The organism is Streptomyces sp. NBC_01363, assembly GCF_026340595.1.
In the GTDB taxonomy this organism is placed as follows: domain Bacteria; phylum Actinomycetota; class Actinomycetes; order Streptomycetales; family Streptomycetaceae; genus Streptomyces.
Genome location: NZ_JAPEPF010000001.1, coordinates 5781073 through 5797182, shown reverse-complemented (window position 1 = coordinate 5797182; position 16110 = coordinate 5781073). Strand labels below are relative to the sequence as shown.

The window sequence follows — 16110 nt, the reverse complement described above, 5'->3', positions numbered from 1 at the left end:
GGCAGGCGACTGGGCTGGAGTGCCTGGGTTACCCGGCCGGGGGCGGGCCGGTGAGATGCCGACTCGCCGGGGGCGACTCCAACGTGGCCGCGATGATCGCCACGTCATCGATGGTCTCCGGCCGTCCCGGACGCGGCTCGTCCTCCAGCCCTGCCAGCCCGTGCGCCCGGAACAGCTCCCGCCGCTTGATCACCGTCGGCCGCGTCGAGCCCACCGCGGCCGCCACCGAGTTCGTTCCCGCGCTTGGTTGCGCACACGCCAGCACGATCCGCGCCCGCTCGACATACCCCGCTCGATTCGACCTTGAGCGGGACCACGACCTCAACGTCAAGCGGTCCTGCTCCGAGAGCAGCAGCGGGGCAGGCTGCAACGGGGCCGTGCCATTAGAATCGATCCGGGCGGCAACCTGACAGAGCCGACTCAACGGTTCCGTCGACCAACTCCCGCGCGACCAGGCGGCCCACGGCCGCGGCGAGCGTGACCGCCGAGTGCATCACTGCCAAGTAGAGGCCGGGGACCTCGGCGACCGGGCCGACGATCGGCTCACCGTCGGCCGGCATTGGGCGCGCTCCGAGTCGGGTGCTGAGCAGCTCGACGCTCCCGGCGCCACGGAAAGTGGACCGGACGGCTGCAAGGGTCCGTTCGGGCGAGTCCGCGGCGGCGATCAGCCGGCCCGCGGCGACCTGCCGAAGATCGAAGTCCTCAGTGTTGACCACGGTGCGGACCAGACCGGCCGGGGCGCGGAGCCGGAACAGCGGCGACGGCGACGGTTCGACCGGGACGCGCACGCCGAGTGGCGCGCCCAGCGCGGCCGTGGCAACTCCGGCCGCCAGCACCACCGTCGCACCGGAGAGGGGTCCTGCTGCCGTCTCAACCCCGGTAATCTGGCCCGCTGTATCCCGGCGGACCGCGGTAACCGGCGTGTCCAGATGTACCCGAGCTCCATGGGTGCGAGCGGCCGCGACCAGCCGCTCGGTCACGCCCACCGAGTCAACAGCGCCGTCACCCGGCGCCCAGACAGCCCACTCCGGAGGCTGCCGAAGGGTGGGCTCGAGCGTCGCCACGGTGGCCGCGTCCACGATCGTCTGCCCGGGCCCGGCGTCCGGCGCGCTGTCCTCCCTGGTCCAGCTCAGCGAGCCGGACCAGGTAACCGGGAGTCCCGGCAACTCGGCCCCGAGTCGGTGGTACTCCGCCGTTGCGGTGGCCCGCAGCCCGGCGGCCGGACCTTTACGCACGCCAGACGCTCCGACCCAGGCGAACGAGTCTGCCGTCACGCCGGCACCTGGCCGCCCGGCGTCGACCAACGTCACCGCGGCGCCCGCCCGGGCGGCGTGATAGGCCACCGATGCGCCGACAATGCCGGCGCCGACGACGACCAAGTCCCCACTCACCGATGAGCTCAACACATTCACGACCCTAGCGTCCGCCCGCGCGGCCTGGTGGGTCGACGCCCACTGACCGACAACTGCCCAGGCCATCGGCACTCGTGAACACCCCCTGCAGGTAAGCGTCGCAGGCCGCACCCCGTCCGCCAACTCAAGCGCTCAGCTCCGCCAACTAGCGTGCTCATCCGCCAACTGAAGCGCTCAGTGTGCGACACGAAGTCGCTCCATGTAAGTAAGGACAGCCACGTGAAGGAGGTATCGATCGGCTGGGACTGCTGCACGGATAGGTGACAGTGGGGTTTCATGCCGCGAGGGCTGCGGCGGGTTTCATAGTGGTCTCGAACTCGATGGGGGTCAATCGGCCCAGCCGTAGTTGCCGACGGCGCCGGTGGTAGGTCCGTTCGACCCACGTCACGATCGCGGTGCGGAGGGCTTCACGGGTGGCCCAGGTGCGGCGGTCGAGGACGTTGTTCTGCAGGAGTGCGAAGAAGGATTCCATGGCTGCGTTGTCGCCGGCGGCGCCGACTCTTCCCATGGACCCGACGAGGCGGTGGCGGTTCAGTGCGTGGATGAACTTCCTCGACCTGAACTGCGACCCGCGATCCGAGTGGACAATGCAGCCGGCCACGTCTCCCCTCCGTGCGACCGCGTTGTTCAGCGCGTTCACCGCGAGCTGTGCCTGCATCCGGCTGCTGATGGAGTAGCCGACGATCCGGCCGGAGAAGGCGTCCTTGACCGCGCACAGGTACACCTTGCCCTCATCGGTGGCGTGTTCGGTGATGTCGGTCAGCCACAGCTCGTTCACCGCGCTCGCGGTGAAGTCACGCCGGACAAGGTCGTCGTGCACCGGCGGCCCGGGCCGCTTGCCGTTCTTCGACCGCTTCTTCCCGAACGCTGTCCACCAGGCGTTGTCCCGGCAGATCCGCCACGCGGTCCGTTCACTCATCCGCTCGCCGGCCGTTTCGGCTTCGCCCGTGAGGAACCGGTAGCCGAACTCGGGGTCGTCGCAGTGGGCGTCGAACAGCGTGTTCGCACGGTATGCCTCGGTGATCTCGGCCTCGGTCACCGGCCGACGAATCCACCGGTAGTAGTGCTGGCGGGCAAGCCCCAGGACCCGGCACGCAACCGCGACAGGGATCTTGTCGGCGGCGAGCTCTCTCACGAGCGGGTAGAGCCTTTTCCCGGCAGGTTCGCCTGCGACAGGTAGGCCGCCGCGCGGCGCAGGACCTCGTTCTCCTGCTCCAGCAGCCGGATCCGCTTCTTCAGCTCCCGGTTCTCCGCCGACTCGGACCTGGCGACGGCGGGCTTCTCGCCGTCGTCCACAGCGGCCTGGCGCAGCCACTTCGACAGCGTCATCTCATGGACACCGAAACCCTTCGCGATCTGCGCAAGGGTGACGCCCTTCTCGCGGTTGCGCGCCACGCGCACGACATCGTCACGGAACTCTTCGGGATAGGGAACAGGCACAGCAACATCCTTCCAGGCCGCCCTACGGGCAAGCCAGGCCAGGTGTCACCTCAACGTGCAGCAGACCCGCTGAACTTCGGGCCAGTGTCCAAGGCCCGTCCCCGCGCTCCCATGCGTCGCTGGCAACGGCGGGGTGTGAAGCGGAGCGTTCAAGCCCAAGAGCGTCCCGGCCATCAGGGTGCAACAGGCGAGGGGAAGGCTGGACGGGCGAACGCAAGTGAACCCTTGATGATGCCCCGTGATTTTAAGACCGCGTCGATGGCGTGATGGCGGCGGTCACAGGACCCGGTGCTGAAAGGCACCAAGCGACCTTCGGGTAACGGAGCCCGGAGGGAGGATACCGCTGGTCCCGGGGTAGAGGGGGCGCCCACCCCAGCCGCGTCTTACTGGTGCGGAACGTGGAAACCCCGTCGAGGTCCAAGCCACCGGCTTGGTAGGCCGACCGCAAGGAAGGCTGAAGTCCCCGGCGGGAGAAGGAAGATCCAAGAAGCGAAGGCCGGCAGGCCGAAAGGCCAGAGGAAACCGGGAGTTGGGACCTTCACCCGCTCTCGCATAACTCGCCGGATACGGACCCCGGTGGTCCGGCCCGAAAGGGCGCCCACGTGGATCAGGTGAGCCTTTGAAGTCACCACTGCAAGGAAGCCGGAACCGAGGGACAAGTTAGACACCGGAGACGAACATGGAGATCGCGGCACCTGTCGTGATGCCCTCGCCTGCGGTGAACGGACCCGAGGACGACTTACTCGACTGGCACGGCATCGACTGGGCCACCTGCGAGAAGAACGTACGGCGGCTGAGGCAGAGGATCTTCAGGGCGACGCAGGACGGGGACCTCAAGAAGGTCCGCAACTTGCAGAAGCTCATGCTGAGAAGCCGCAGTAACACGCTGGTCAGCGTGAAGCGGGTGACGCAGCAGAGCGGTGGTCGCAAGACCGCTGGCGTCGGCGGGGAACGAGCCCTCACGCCGAAGGCGAGAGGGCTGCTGGCGGCCGAGATCCACCGGTCGTCGACGCCCTGGAAGGCCAGGCCGGTCAAGCGAGTGTTCATCCCGAAGAGCAACGGGAAACAGCGACCGCTCGGCATTCCGGTCATCCGTGACCGGGTTCTCCAGGCGCGCGTGAAGAACGCGCTGGAGCCCGAGTGGGAAGCGCGGTTCGAGCCGAGGTCTTATGGCTTCCGGCCCGGCCGCAGTTGTCAGGACGCTATATCCGCGATCTTCCGGACGGTGAAGGGCAAGAGCCCGAAGCGTCTGTGGGTCCTGGACGCGGACCTGTCGGCGGCATTCGACCGCATCGACCACGACCACCTCATGACCATGCTCGGCCAGTTCCCCGCCAGGGATCTGGTCCGCGGCTGGCTGAAGGCGGGCGTGATCGACCGCGGCCGGTTCGCACCAACCCAGGAGGGAACTCCGCAGGGCGGTGTGATCAGTCCGCTGTTGCTGGATGTTGCTCTGCACGGACTGGAAAAGGCCGCAGGGTGCCAATACACGGTTCGGGCCGGGCGCGGGCCCGGCGCGATGCCGGGCACTCCGGTGCTGGTGAGGTATGCCGATGACTGTGCGCCACGAACACAACGGGAGGTTTCGATGTAGACGAGATCTTCCGACGTGATGCTGCACCGGTGATGGAGGAAGACCCTCCGGGACCGCCCACACAGGGGGCTCGTCGGGAATCTACGGGTTGCTTCCGGGACTTGGGCTCGTTGATGTGGTATGGGACGTTTTGATGAGTTGATCGGTCCGTTGCGGGCGAAGTTCGAAGCGGTGGTTCCGCATCTGAACGAGCGACAGTGCCGGTTGCTGTACGGCGCGGAGGCTCGGCAGCTCGGACACGGCGGGATCGCCGCGGTCGCCGCGGCGGCCGGGGTCTCGAAGGGCTGTGTCAGCCGGGGACTGGCCGACCTGGAGGAGGACGCCGAGCCGGACGGCCGGGTACGCCGCCCCGGCGGGGGCCGCCCGGCCGCGGCGAAGAAGGACCCGGGGCTGCGCGCCGCGCTGCTGGCCCTGGTCGAGGACAGCACGCAGGGCGATCCGATAGGACCGCTGACGTGGACCACGAAATCGCTGCGCAACCTGGCCGGCGAGCTGGCCGCCCGGGGACACGCGGCGGGACGGGACACGATCGCCGCGCTGCTGAAGGAGGCCGGGTTCAGCCTGCGCGGCAACGCCAGGGTCCTGGCGGGCAGTACCCACCCTGACCGCGACGCCCAGTTCCGCCACCTCAACACCGTGGTGAGCCGGTTCCTGGACGCCGGGGACCCGGTGATCAGCGTGGACACGAAGAAGAAGGAGCAGATCGGGCTGTTCGCGCAAGGCGGGCGGGAATGGGCCGGGCCGGGCGCCCCGGTCAAGGTCCTCGACCACGACTTCCCCTCCCAGGCGACCGGCACGGCGATCCCCTACGGCATCTACGACGTGGGGCGCAACACCGGCTTCGTCGTGGTGGGCACCGACCACGACACCGCCGCGTTCGCGGTCGCCGCCCTGCGCCGCTGGTGGAACGAGGAAGGCAGCACCGCATATCCGGGCGCGAAGCGGCTGCTGATCACCGCCGACGGCGGCGGCTCCAACAGCACCCGTGCCAAAGCGTGGAAGGCCAACCTCGCGGTTCTGGCCACCGAGTCCGGCCTTCAGATCAGCGTGTGCCACCTACCACCGGGAACACAATGCCGTTGCTTGAGCAGGGCAAGTAGTTCGAGGTGACGTTGAGGGCACGGGGTCGTTGGACCCGGCATGCATCCGTGGGTGGGGATATCCGATCATGTGCGACTGGGGGTAGTGACCCGTTGGGTGACGCCGGAGCTCGTCGGTGGAGTGCTGGAGAAATGCGGGGTCCGCGATAAGAAATCCGGCGCCCTGCCGGCCGGGTTCATGGTCTACTTCACGCTCGCCCTGGCTCTGTTCCAGCAGGACTCCTATGACGACGTGGCGGAGCAACTGGTCGGCAGCGACCCGGAGTTGAGCGAGAGCATTCCCAACAAGTCTTCGTTCACGCGGGCGCGCAGGCGTCTGGGACCGCGGGTCTTGGAGACGTTGTTCCGCGAGCTGGCTGGCCCGCTGGCTCCCGTCGGTTTGAAGAGCGCCTTCTATCGCGGGATGCGGCTGGCCGCAGTGGACGGGTTCGTGCTGGACGTGCCGGATACGACGGCCAATCGGGCCGCGTTCGGCGGGCCGGTCAAGAACGGCCAGCCCGCGGGTTTCCCGCAGGCGCGGGTCGTGACGCTGACCGAGTGCGGCACGCATGCGCAGATCGACGCGGCGGTGGGCGGGTTCAACGGCGGCGAGCCGGAGCTGGCGATCAAAATGGCCGACTCAGCCGCCGGGATGCTGGTCATCATGGACCGGGGCTTTCCCGGGGTTGCGTTATGGAAGGCATACACCGGGGCCGGGGCCCATCTGTTGATCCGGGCGCGCTCGAGCGTCGCGGCTCGCCCGGTCGAGCACCTGCCCGACGGGACCTACCTGGCAAGGATGAACCTGGCCGGGCAGAAAGGCGCGCATCCCGGCGGAGTGCTGGTCCGCGTGATCGAGTACCGCGTCGACAGCGGCGAGGTGGTCAGGCTGTTGACCGATCTGGTGGACCCGATTGCTTATCCGGCGGCGGAGTTGGCGGGGATCTACCACTCGAGGTGGGAGGCGGAGTCGGCATTCCGGCAGATCAAGACCTTCCAGCGTGGGCCGGCCGAGGTCCTGCGTTCAGGCGACCCGGATCTGGTGCGCCAGGAGGTCTGGGCACATCTGGTCGTACACCACTGCCTCACCCAGATCATCATCGCTCTGGCCGACGACAACAGGATCGATCCGGACCGGGTCTCCTTCGTCAAGGTCCTCAAGCACGCACGGCGCAGCGTGGTCCGCCAGTGCACGGACACGCCCACGAAGATCAAAGAGTTCTTGGTGGTGCTGGCGGCGAAGGTTCACCGGAAGCTCGACAACGGCGCCAGGCGCCTGCGGGAGGCGGACCGGCATCTGAAGCGCCCGGACTCGAAGTACTCCTCGAAGCTCTCCTACCGGATCAACACCCGCGACCGGCGGCCGACACGACGGGTCACAGCCAAAGTCATCACGCTGCACCCCGCGATAGTTCAGTAGTCAAGCAACGGCATTGACCGGGAACATCGAAGTGGAACAAGGTTGAACACCGGCTGTTCTCCTTCATCTCCATGAACTGGCGAGCCCGCCCGCTGACCAGCTTCGAGGTGGCCCTGAACCTGATCGCCTCCACGACCACCGCGACCGGGCTGCGTGTGACCGCACGGCTGGACGAGAACGCCTACCCCACGGGGATCGAGATCGACGCACAGCACGCCGCCGCGCTGAAGGTCGACTCCGACGGCTTCCACGGCGAGTGGAACTACACCATTCCGCCGCAGCCCGGCGTCCCGACAGTGCCACTGCAGGCCCGCGGACGTCGTTCCCACCCCCGCACGGCCCATACCTTCGACGCGGCCCTGGCCACACACCCCGTGCTCACCGGCCTTACCCGTCAGGCCCTGGACCACCTTGTCGCCGAGATCCGCGAGATGGTCGACACGCTGCCGCCGGAACAACGGCCCCGCCACCGCAAACTGGCCGTGGAGAACATCATCTGGGCCACCATCCTGGACCAGCGAGGACTGCCCGCCTCGCTGATCGCCCACCTCTTCCACATCGGCGAGAACCAGATGCGCGCCCTCATCCAGCAGACCCGGCCCCTGCTCCAGCAACACGGCCACCACAGCGAGCCGCTGCCCGTCCGCCTCATCGACCCCAGCGAACTCGCCAGATACGTCATGAATGCGACATCAACAACGAGTTGACGCGACGCGCACCACTAATTCATCGACGGGCCCTGGGACGGGCGAGGACTTGATCCTGAACAAGAACCTGTTCATCGAGGAAGTGCTGCCCAGCACGGCCGTCAGCGGCCTCGCTGACGAAGACCTCGCGGCATACCGCGCCCCGTACCCGACGCCGGAGAGCCGCAAGCCGATGCTGCAGTGGGCACGGTCGATGCCTCTGGAAGGGGAGCCCGCCGACGTCGTGGCCAGGATGGAGCGCTTCGACGAATGGCTGGCAAGCAGCACGGACGTGCCGAAGCTGTTCCTCGCCTTCGAGCCGGGCGCCGATCCCGCGCTGATCGAGTGGTGCGCGTCCCACATCACCGCGCTGGAGATCGCAAAGCTCGGGAAAGCCGGGCACGACGCCGAGGAAGACCAGCCGGACGCGATCTCCGCGGCGCTCGCCGGGTGGCTGGACAAGCACCACCTGCGCGCAGAACGCCGGGCACCACAAGGGACGTGAGCGAAGGGCTGAAGGCCGACGACGGACTGTCCAAGGTCGAGGGCCCCATCGCACCAGAAGTAGCCGAAGCCCGTACTCGTGCCGCCACTCTGGATGCCACGGCCAAGCAGGAAGCCCTGAAGGTCCGCCCTGAAGCGGGCGCGGGACGGAGAGGCGGATGCCGCCGGGCTCGGTGAGCTGCTCCGGGAAGTGGGCGAGGGCTGCCACCCGTCCCAGTCCTACGCGGCCGGGACGCTGGAAGCTGGGCGGGTGGCCGAGCTGGAGCAGCTCGGGATGGTGTGGTCGGAGCAGGAGGCGGCCTGGGCTGACAGGGTGGCCGTCGCCAGGGAGTACGCAGCGGTGCACGGCCACTTTCTCCCGCCGACCACCGCTGTCCGGGAAGGGCATCCCATTGGTGTGTGGGCGAAGAACGCCCGCGCGGCGGCGCGTAGGGCGCGGGAGAACGAGGCGGACGGGTCCCCACCACCAGCCCCATGCCCCATGCGTCCGGGCCTCCATCGACGGCGACCGTGGCGATGCCGAAGGCAGCGCGAGCGACGCCGACAGCGGACAGTCGACGACGAGAGCGCTCAGACTGGCCAACCACAGCGCTCGGCCACACTCCCGGCCCCACCCGGGAGGCGCTCAGCCCACGACCCGCTGCAACATGACTCAAACCAGTTCGGGCTGCGGTTCGCGTCGCGGTTCCGGCAGATACGCCGACGCGGCCTTCCGGTCCCACAGCTTGGTGGTCCGTACGTAGCCGTAGACCACTGAGGTCATCGCCAGAATGAGCAGCGGTCCGAACACCCACGGATGTCCGGCCATCTCCACCGACAGATAGCGATACGACGCCAAGAGCCCAGCGAAGACCGCGGCACCGTAGACGACCAGCTGGATTCCCGACCGGTCCCAGCCGCGGTCGAGCGAGCGCAGCGCAGTCTCGATCGTGAGCGTGAACACCACACCGGCGACGATGTCCGCGCCGTAGTGGTAGCCGAAGCCCAGCGTTGCACCGAGCGTGGCGATCAGCCAGAACGCGCCTGCGAATCGCAGAGCCCGCGGGCCCTTGCGGGAATGAATGAAGATCGCGGTAGCCCACGCCGTGTGCAGACTGGGCATGCAATTGCGCGGGGTGATCTCGTCGAAGAGCATCGGGTGCGGGGTACTGACCGGCGGCGGCGTATCCGGCCACAGGTTGGCCACCGCCCAGTGCCCCCCGTCCGCGCCGTAGGCGAAGATCGGTCCGACCACCGGGAAGATCATGTAGATGCCCGGCCCGAGCAGGCCGATGACCAGAAAGGTACGCACCAGATGATGGCCCGGGAAGCGGCGCTCGACCGCCACGTTGCGCAGCTGGTACAGCGCGACGACGACCGCGGCCACCGCGAGCTGAATGTAGACCCAGTCGAGAACGTGGGCGCCGACCGTGCCAGTAGCCGCGACAATCCGGCCTACCAGCCACGACGGGTTACCCAACGCATGGTCGGCGGTTGCCACGTACTGGTCGAGCACCGCCGGGCGGGTCTTCGACGTGATCAGCAGCCAGGTGTAGCCGGTCTTGCGGCCGGCCACCAGCAGCAGGGCCAGTCCGACGCCTTTCAGCAGCAGGACACGGTCCCGGCCGGTGCGGCGCGTGACAGCGATGACGGCACAGGCCAAAGTCACCCACAACGCGCCGTTGCCGAACATCATCTCGGCGTCGACCGCCCACCGCACGAGCCAGAAGACGACGTCGATGCCGATCGCGGCGCCGGCCGCGATGAACCGCTGCCGCCAGGTGAGCACCACCATCATCAACGCCATACTGACGTACAACACCGTCCCCGATTTGGGGGCGAATATCACCTCTCGCGCCTGGTCGGTGATCGGCCCCGGCTCGCCGTACCGACGCGCGGCAACCTCCAGTGCAATGAGGAATCCGAGGGCCGCCACACTCACCGCGACCCACAGCATGACGCGTGGTTGACGCCATGCAGCGAACCTATTTCTGCCGTCTATTCGCGAAAACATTCGCTTTACCGTAGATATCAATTTTCAGCTGCTTTGTCATGTTTCAACGTGATCGTTGCGAGCTCGAACATGCTAGCGGAACGGGTGGGTTTCGCTGATCACAGGTACGCCGAATACAGCGATCAGCCCCCCTTTTCCCGCGGCCACGGCGGACATGGAACGCCGCACGCCCCGCACGGCCCCGGATTGGGGCGGCGCGGGCGGCTCGGTGGACGGGAAGGCGGGTGTCGGGGCGAGCTCGACGGCGACACTGGCGGTCGAGGGCAGCGCGAGCGACGCCGACAGCGGACAGTCGCCAACGAGAGTGCTCAGACTGGCCACCTACAGCGCTCAGCCACACCAGGGGCCACCGACTCTGTCGGATGCTGCCCACCCACCGCGAACCAGCCCCAACCCGGGCATGCGATCACACTGCGACCACCACGCCCCCGGACGCACGAAAGGCCGCCTTCCGATTCCTGAGAGGGCGTTTAGCGTGGGCGAATTGCCCCTTATGCCCTAGCAGGTTCCTCGCCAGGTGGGCGTGGTCTCGTCCGTTATGCGCTTGGCGAGGTTGTCGATCGAGGCGACGTGGATCATGGCTACGGAGCTGGCGGTGAGGGTCTCGTAGTCGCGGGCGAGACGTCGGTGCATCATGATCCAACCGATACTCCGCTCCACTACCCAGCGCCTTTTCACGACGTGAAAGCCGCGAACTCCGGGATTTCTGTTGACGACTTCGACGTCGATTCCGAGCTGCGCGCCGTGCTCGACGACGGCCTTCTTGAAGCCGGCGTCTAACCAGCCCTTGGCGATGGTCGGGTATGTCTTCTTGGCCAGGAGAGATTCTGTCGCATCCTCAAACCAGACGGACTTCCAGCGGTAGAAGCGAGCGAAACGGATGGCAGGCTCCGGGCGGCGCGAGGCTACGAAATTCGCATGCCGCCCGGACCATCGCAAAGCGGGTCAGTAACGAAAGCTATTTTTCGGAACAAGCCTGCGCAAACGCCCTCTCAGTGGGCATTTGATGTTGATTTACGCCGACCGATTCAACATGCTTTGCCGTATATATCACCAACGCGCACGGCCCGAAATGCCTGGAAGCTCCCTGCCAGTAGGGAGCTTCCACCCCACTGCTAAACCAGACGGAATTCGAGCGGCATGTGCGAACTAAACGCAATACCGGTGACTTTGAGGGTGTCGGCTCGTTGTGTTGGGTGTGCCAAGGCCGGGACAGGTGAAGTCGGTGGGGGGCGAGCGGTTTTCGGATCGCATCGCTCTCGGAGTGTTAACGCGTGCGTTTACGCCTGATCTGGTGGACGAGGTGGTGGCGGAGTGCGGGCGTGTTGAGCAGCGTCAGCGGCTGCTTCCGGCACGGGTGGTGGTGTATTTCGTGCTGGCGATGTGCCTGTTCTCGGGGCAGGGGTATGAGGAGGTCGGGCGTCTTCTCACGCAGGGTCTGGAGCGTCAGGGCCGCTGGGTAAAGGGGTGGCGGGTGCCTACGAGCGGAGCGATCGGGCGGGCGCGGCTGCGGCTGGGGCCGGAGGTGCTGAAGGCGTTGTTCGCCCGGGTGTGCCGGCCGGTGGCCGTCGCGGGGTCGCGGGGCGCCTGGTTTCGGGGGCTGCGGTTGGTGGCTGTGGACGGGACGACGTTCGATCTGCCGGACACGGTGGCGAATGCCGGGTATTTCGGGCGTCCGGGGACCGGCCGTGGGCAGGGCAGGAGTGCGTATCCGCAGGCCAGGGTTGCGGCTCTGGTCGAGTGCGGCACTCATGCGGTCTTTGCTGCCGAGGTCGGTCCGCTGGCGGTGCACGAGACCGTGCTGGCCGGGCGCCTGTTCTCTTCGTTGACCCGGGGAATGCTGCTGATGGCCGACCGCGGGTTCCTCGGATTCGACCTGTGGCGGGCCGCCGCGGCAACCGGCGCCGACCTGCTCTGGCGGGTCAAAAGCAACGCGGTGCTGCCTGTGGTGACGTCGCTGCCCGATGGTTCCTACCTGTCGGAGATCGTCGCCGCCCGTGACAAGAACCGGCGGGCCGACCCGGCCCGGGTCCGCGTCATCGAGTACACCCTTGGCCCACGCGGGAAGGACGGCACCGTCTACCGGCTGGTCACCACCCTCCTCGACCCGGACACCGCGCCGGCGGCGGAACTTGCCGCGCTCTACGCCGAACGCTGGGAGATCGAGACCACGCTGGACGAGATCAAGACGCACCTGGGCGGGCCACGTCTGGTCCTGCGCTCCCAGCACCCGGCCGGGGCCGAGCAGGAGATATTCGCGTTCCTCCTCGTTCACCATGCCGTGCGGGACCTCATGCACGAAGCCGCACGACAGGAGGGACACGATCCGGACCGGATCTCCTTCACCCGCGCCGTGCGCGTTGTCCGCCGCCAGGTCACCGCCCAGGCGGGCTTTTCCCCCCTCCCGACTCACGCGGGCCCTCGCACAGACTCTGCTTGAAATCGGTCAACGGCTCCTGGAACCACGGCGGTTACGCTCCAATCCCCGTGTCATCAAACGCAAGATGTCCAACTGGGCCCTCAAACGCACCGAACACAACAACCAGCCCCGGCCGGACACCCCAGTAGTCACCCTCGTCGGACCCACCAAACCAGCCCCAACCTCCCGGAAAAAGACCTAAATCACCGGTATTGGAACTAAACGGGCGCTTCGATCGTCGCCTCGGAGTGCGCAAAATGCGCTCCTGCGGGGCAGGATATCCTAAAAGCCGCTGCCCTCAAAGGTGATGTATCTCTACTGATCATGCCTAAACGCCCTCTGAGAGGGTGTTTAGAGATGATCTGCGTCGTTGGGTGACCTTTATGCTTGCCCGTTTTCAAGCTATTCACCCTCATACGCGCGTCTTCATGGCCGCCGAGCTACCGACCTGGCCACCCGTTTACTCCGGTTCTCGTGCATGAAGTCCGTCTGGTTTGAAGATGAGGCAGAAACACCCATCAGTAGAGGAACGGCATCCTCCGCCACGTCCATGCCAACGCTACGGCGTGAGCCAGCGCAAGCCGTACCCCAGCGACCTGTCCGACGCCCGATGGGCCTTGATCGAGCCGACGTTGACGGCCTGGCGGAAAGCCCGGCTCGACCGCAGGCCCACCGGCCAGCCGGCCAAGGTCGGCCTCCGCGACATATTCAACGCAATCCTCTACATCAACCGTACCGGAATCCCCTGGAAATACCTCCCGCACGATTTCCCGAACCACGGCACCGTCTACGCCTACTACGCCGCCTGGCGCGACGAGGGAATCCTTGCCCAGCTCAACTACGACCTGACCGGCCTGGCCCGAGTGAAAGAGGGTCGCAAACCCGAACCCACCGCCTCCGTCATCGACACCCAGAGCGTGAAGACCTCCACCAACGTACCCCTGACCAGCCAGGGAACGGACGCCGCGAAGAAGATCGTAGGCAGGAAGCGAGGCATCCTCACCGACACGATCGGCCTGATCCTTGCGGTGGCCGTCACCGCCGCCAGCCTCTCCGAAAACGCCGTGGGAATACGCCTCCTCGACCAGGCCAAGAAGACCTATCCCACCATCGCCAAGCGCTGGGTCGACACCGGCTTCAAAAACGCAGTCATCGAGCACGGGGCGAACCTTGGGATCGATGTCGAAGTCGTCAACAGAAACCCAGGAGTTCGCGGATTTCACGTAGTCAAAAGGCGCTGGGTTGTCGAGCGAAGCCTGGGTTGGATCATGATGCACCGGCGCCTCGCCCGCGACTACGAGACCCTCACCGCCAGCTCCGAGGCCATGATCCACATCGCGTCGATCGACAACCTCACCAAGCGCATAACGGACGAGACCACCCCCACCTGGCGAGGAACCTACTAGGGCAGAAAGGGCAATCTGCCTAGATCAAACGCCCTCTCAGGAGCGCGCGTCGGCCAGTTGGGCGGGCGCGGTATAGAAGGGCACCTGCTGGTAGAGGGCGAGCGCGGGGTCGTCGGGCGCGGGCCGCAACGGCGCGTGTGGGCACAGCAGCCAGGTGCCCCGCTTGCGTTCCTCGCGTGCGAGCCACTGCGCCTGCCAGAGCAGACCACTGCCCGCTCCCGCCAGGGCAAGGCCCGCCGGGACGCCGGTGGTGGAGGCTATGAGCACGCCGAGCCCGAGGCCGATTACCACCGGCACGGTCAGCGGCCGGGAGACCGCCTCGAAGGTGTCCTCACGCGCAATCACCGGGGAACCCTGAGGCGCCGGGGTGGCCGCCTCCAGCCGGGTCCGGTACCAGGCGCGGCGCGCTACGGAGACCCAGGCGAACGGCACCCCGAAGAGCAGCACGGCCAGTACGGCGAGCACCGGTCCCCCAAGTCCCGCTGTGCCACCCATCAGGGCGGTCAGGGAGGTGACCAGCCCCACCAGCAGTGCGATGGTTCCCAGAACGCGCGCAGTGGCTACCGCTCCTACCAGAGACGGCTGAGTGACCATGAAATCCTGATTCCCCCGATCGGTGTTCGACGCACCAGCCTATCGGCCCTTACACGGCCCCTCTTCGCCGCGTGCTGGCCCGTGCGGGCATCGCGCCGCGATTGGCGACCTCGGTTCGGGCCGAACCGAGGTCGGCTGCTTCACAGACGTCGAGAACATGCCTGAACAACCCTCGGATACTTGTAAGGCACGGACTCTTGGGGCTACTTGCCTGATATGCCTGACGCTCACCCTGCACCCGAGATAACCCCTGCCGCCGGGCTCCCGTGCAACGGGGTGGCGGCGCGGCCGGCCGGGATCGTAGTCCAGGAGCAGCGTGTTGGCCCTGGCCTGCGGTGGTCGGGGCTGTGGTCGGCCTACGTCGGCCTGGAAGGTGGCCCAAGGGATAGCCCGCGCCTGCGCCGTAGACCCCGCAGACCTGTTGCCACTGTGGAACGCCGTTCACAACGTGGCTACCCCCTTGCCCGCCACATCCGAGGAAGCCGTCGGCCAGTACCGCGCCTTCCTTCGCGGTCTGCACCTGTCCGCCACAACACCCGCCCCCGACGCGATCCGCGAAGCAGCAACAACGCCCTGACCACCCTGGAAATCATCCGTGCGTTCCAAGGCCCCGGCGTCCCGGACTGGCCGACCACCTACCGCCTCGTCCGTGCCCTGCAGGGACGGCCCGCCGACCTCCGACCCCTGTGGCAGACCACCCGGACCCTTCCCCTGCCCCAGACCACCACGATCCCGGCGGACGTCTTCGGATGACCTCAGGCCCACGTCCCCAACCTCACCCGTCACCCAGGGGAAAGGAACCATGCGCCTCACCTACCCGCCTGTCCCCGCCCAGCCCGGTTCCCGAACCAGACCACCACAGCCCACCCTCGGTTTGCCCCCCGCCTTCGGCGCCTTCTACTCACTGTTCCAGGCCGGCTACCAGGCCTACGCGTCGCTCCACGTCGACCCCACCACTGCGGAGAACCTCGTCGCCGACACCTTCGGCCACCTCGCCACTCACTGGCCCACCGTCGTTGCCCGACCCAACCCCCCACGCATGGCAACTCCTCACCGCACGCCTGACTATCCTCACCAACCAGCGCCCCCGCCCCACCGCCGCTTCCCTCCAGGACGACAGCGTCCTGTTCCACCACGTGCTGCACTACCCGGCCACCACCATCGCCTGCCTGACCGGACAGGAACGCGCCACCATCACCGCCCTGCTCGCCGCCTCCCAACGCCAGCGCACGCCGGGCAGCACAGCCGCAGCCCTGTGACAACGTCACCGTTCGGGCAGCTTGCAGCGCCACCCGCGCCGTTCCGACGGATCGCCCGCGCCGCCCCGCTTGCAGACGATCCCCTCGACGCCCTGCTCACGCAGGGCGTCGTACCAGAGCACGGAGACGTCACGGTCGTCGGTTGCCGGGACGGCCTGGATCGGCGGCTCGACATCGGCGAGGGGCTCCAGCAGGAGGACGCGGCGCTCGGTGTAGGGGCGGCTTCGGGAGTCACCAATCGCCGGGTCCGGGTGCTGCAGAACGTCCCAGCAGATGTAGGAGGCCGGGATACCGGGCCGCCGGG

The 16110-nt window shown here is 67.3% G+C and carries 11 protein-coding genes and 4 pseudogenes; 9 read left to right on the top strand and 6 right to left on the bottom strand.

Annotated features, from left to right (window positions below; all coding sequences use genetic code 11):
- Positions 1–28: 28 nt before the first annotated feature.
- From OG611_RS26335 to OG611_RS26325, 3 genes are all read right to left on the bottom strand, one after another.
- Positions 29–265 carry a helix-turn-helix domain-containing protein gene (locus OG611_RS26335; RefSeq protein WP_266424683.1) on the bottom strand — a complete coding sequence of 79 codons (237 nt, stop codon included), beginning with the start codon at positions 263–265 and terminating at the stop codon, positions 29–31.
- 118 nt (positions 266–383) lie between these two features.
- Positions 384–1412: an FAD-binding oxidoreductase gene (locus OG611_RS26330; protein WP_266424680.1), complete on the bottom strand. Its 1029-nt coding sequence runs from the start codon at positions 1410–1412 to the stop codon at positions 384–386.
- Between the two features lie 274 nt (positions 1413–1686).
- Positions 1687–2852, bottom strand: a protein-coding gene (locus OG611_RS26325) for an IS3 family transposase (RefSeq protein WP_266424677.1) whose coding sequence is annotated in 2 segments (ribosomal slippage) — positions 1687–2565 and positions 2568–2852 — 1164 coding nt in all. Because the reading frame shifts where the segments join, the coding sequence is not laid out codon by codon here.
- 679 nt (positions 2853–3531) lie between these two features.
- Between OG611_RS26325 and OG611_RS26320 the strand changes: the two are divergent.
- The 6 genes and pseudogenes from OG611_RS26320 to OG611_RS40730 form a co-directional block, all read left to right on the top strand.
- Positions 3532–4410 (top strand): annotated as a pseudogene (locus OG611_RS26320) (reverse transcriptase N-terminal domain-containing protein); the annotation flags it as partial.
- A gap of 156 nt (positions 4411–4566) precedes the next feature.
- Positions 4567–5517: pseudogene (locus OG611_RS26315) on the top strand (ISAzo13 family transposase); the annotation flags it as partial.
- A 69-nt stretch (positions 5518–5586) separates the two neighbouring features.
- Positions 5587–6945 (top strand): IS4 family transposase, encoded by a 1359-nt coding sequence (locus OG611_RS26310; RefSeq protein ID WP_266424674.1) that lies wholly within the window; start codon positions 5587–5589, stop codon positions 6943–6945.
- Positions 6946–6962: 17 nt separating this feature from the next.
- Positions 6963–7652 (top strand): annotated as a pseudogene (locus OG611_RS26305) (ISAzo13 family transposase); the annotation flags it as partial.
- A 49-nt stretch (positions 7653–7701) separates the two neighbouring features.
- On the top strand, positions 7702–8136 hold the full coding sequence (locus OG611_RS26300; RefSeq protein ID WP_266424671.1) for a hypothetical protein: 435 nt from the start codon (positions 7702–7704) through the stop codon (positions 8134–8136).
- Positions 8137–8409: 273 nt separating this feature from the next.
- Positions 8410–8892 carry a helicase associated domain-containing protein gene (locus OG611_RS40730; protein ID WP_323180275.1) on the top strand — a complete coding sequence of 161 codons (483 nt, stop codon included), beginning with the start codon at positions 8410–8412 and terminating at the stop codon, positions 8890–8892.
- Here OG611_RS40730 and OG611_RS26295 read toward each other — a convergent pair.
- Together OG611_RS26295 and OG611_RS26290 are read right to left on the bottom strand one after the other, a co-directional pair.
- A complete protein-coding gene (locus tag OG611_RS26295) occupies positions 8788–10071 on the bottom strand; it encodes a phosphatase PAP2 family protein (RefSeq protein ID WP_266424668.1) in 1284 nt (427 codons plus the stop codon). The genes OG611_RS40730 and OG611_RS26295 overlap by 105 nt on opposite strands.
- A 555-nt stretch (positions 10072–10626) precedes the next feature.
- A pseudogene (locus OG611_RS26290) lies at positions 10627–10944 on the bottom strand (transposase); the annotation flags it as partial.
- Positions 10945–11326: 382 nt separating this feature from the next.
- Between OG611_RS26290 and OG611_RS26285 the strand changes: the two are divergent.
- Complete coding sequence (locus tag OG611_RS26285) at positions 11327–12568, top strand: IS4 family transposase (RefSeq protein WP_266426215.1); 1242 nt, start codon at positions 11327–11329, stop codon at positions 12566–12568.
- Positions 12569–13113: 545 nt separating this feature from the next.
- Positions 13114–13953, top strand: coding sequence for an IS5 family transposase (locus OG611_RS26280; RefSeq protein WP_266424665.1), 840 nt, complete (start codon positions 13114–13116; stop codon positions 13951–13953).
- A 36-nt stretch (positions 13954–13989) separates the two neighbouring features.
- Here OG611_RS26280 and OG611_RS26275 read toward each other — a convergent pair whose 3' ends face one another.
- Positions 13990–14547 carry a hypothetical protein gene (locus tag OG611_RS26275; protein ID WP_266424662.1) on the bottom strand — a complete coding sequence of 186 codons (558 nt, stop codon included), beginning with the start codon at positions 14545–14547 and terminating at the stop codon, positions 13990–13992.
- A gap of 1016 nt (positions 14548–15563) precedes the next feature.
- Between OG611_RS26275 and OG611_RS26270 the strand changes: the two genes are divergently transcribed.
- On the top strand, positions 15564–15806 hold the full coding sequence (locus tag OG611_RS26270) for a hypothetical protein (protein ID WP_266424659.1): 243 nt from the start codon (positions 15564–15566) through the stop codon (positions 15804–15806).
- Positions 15807–16110: the final 304 nt, after the last annotated feature.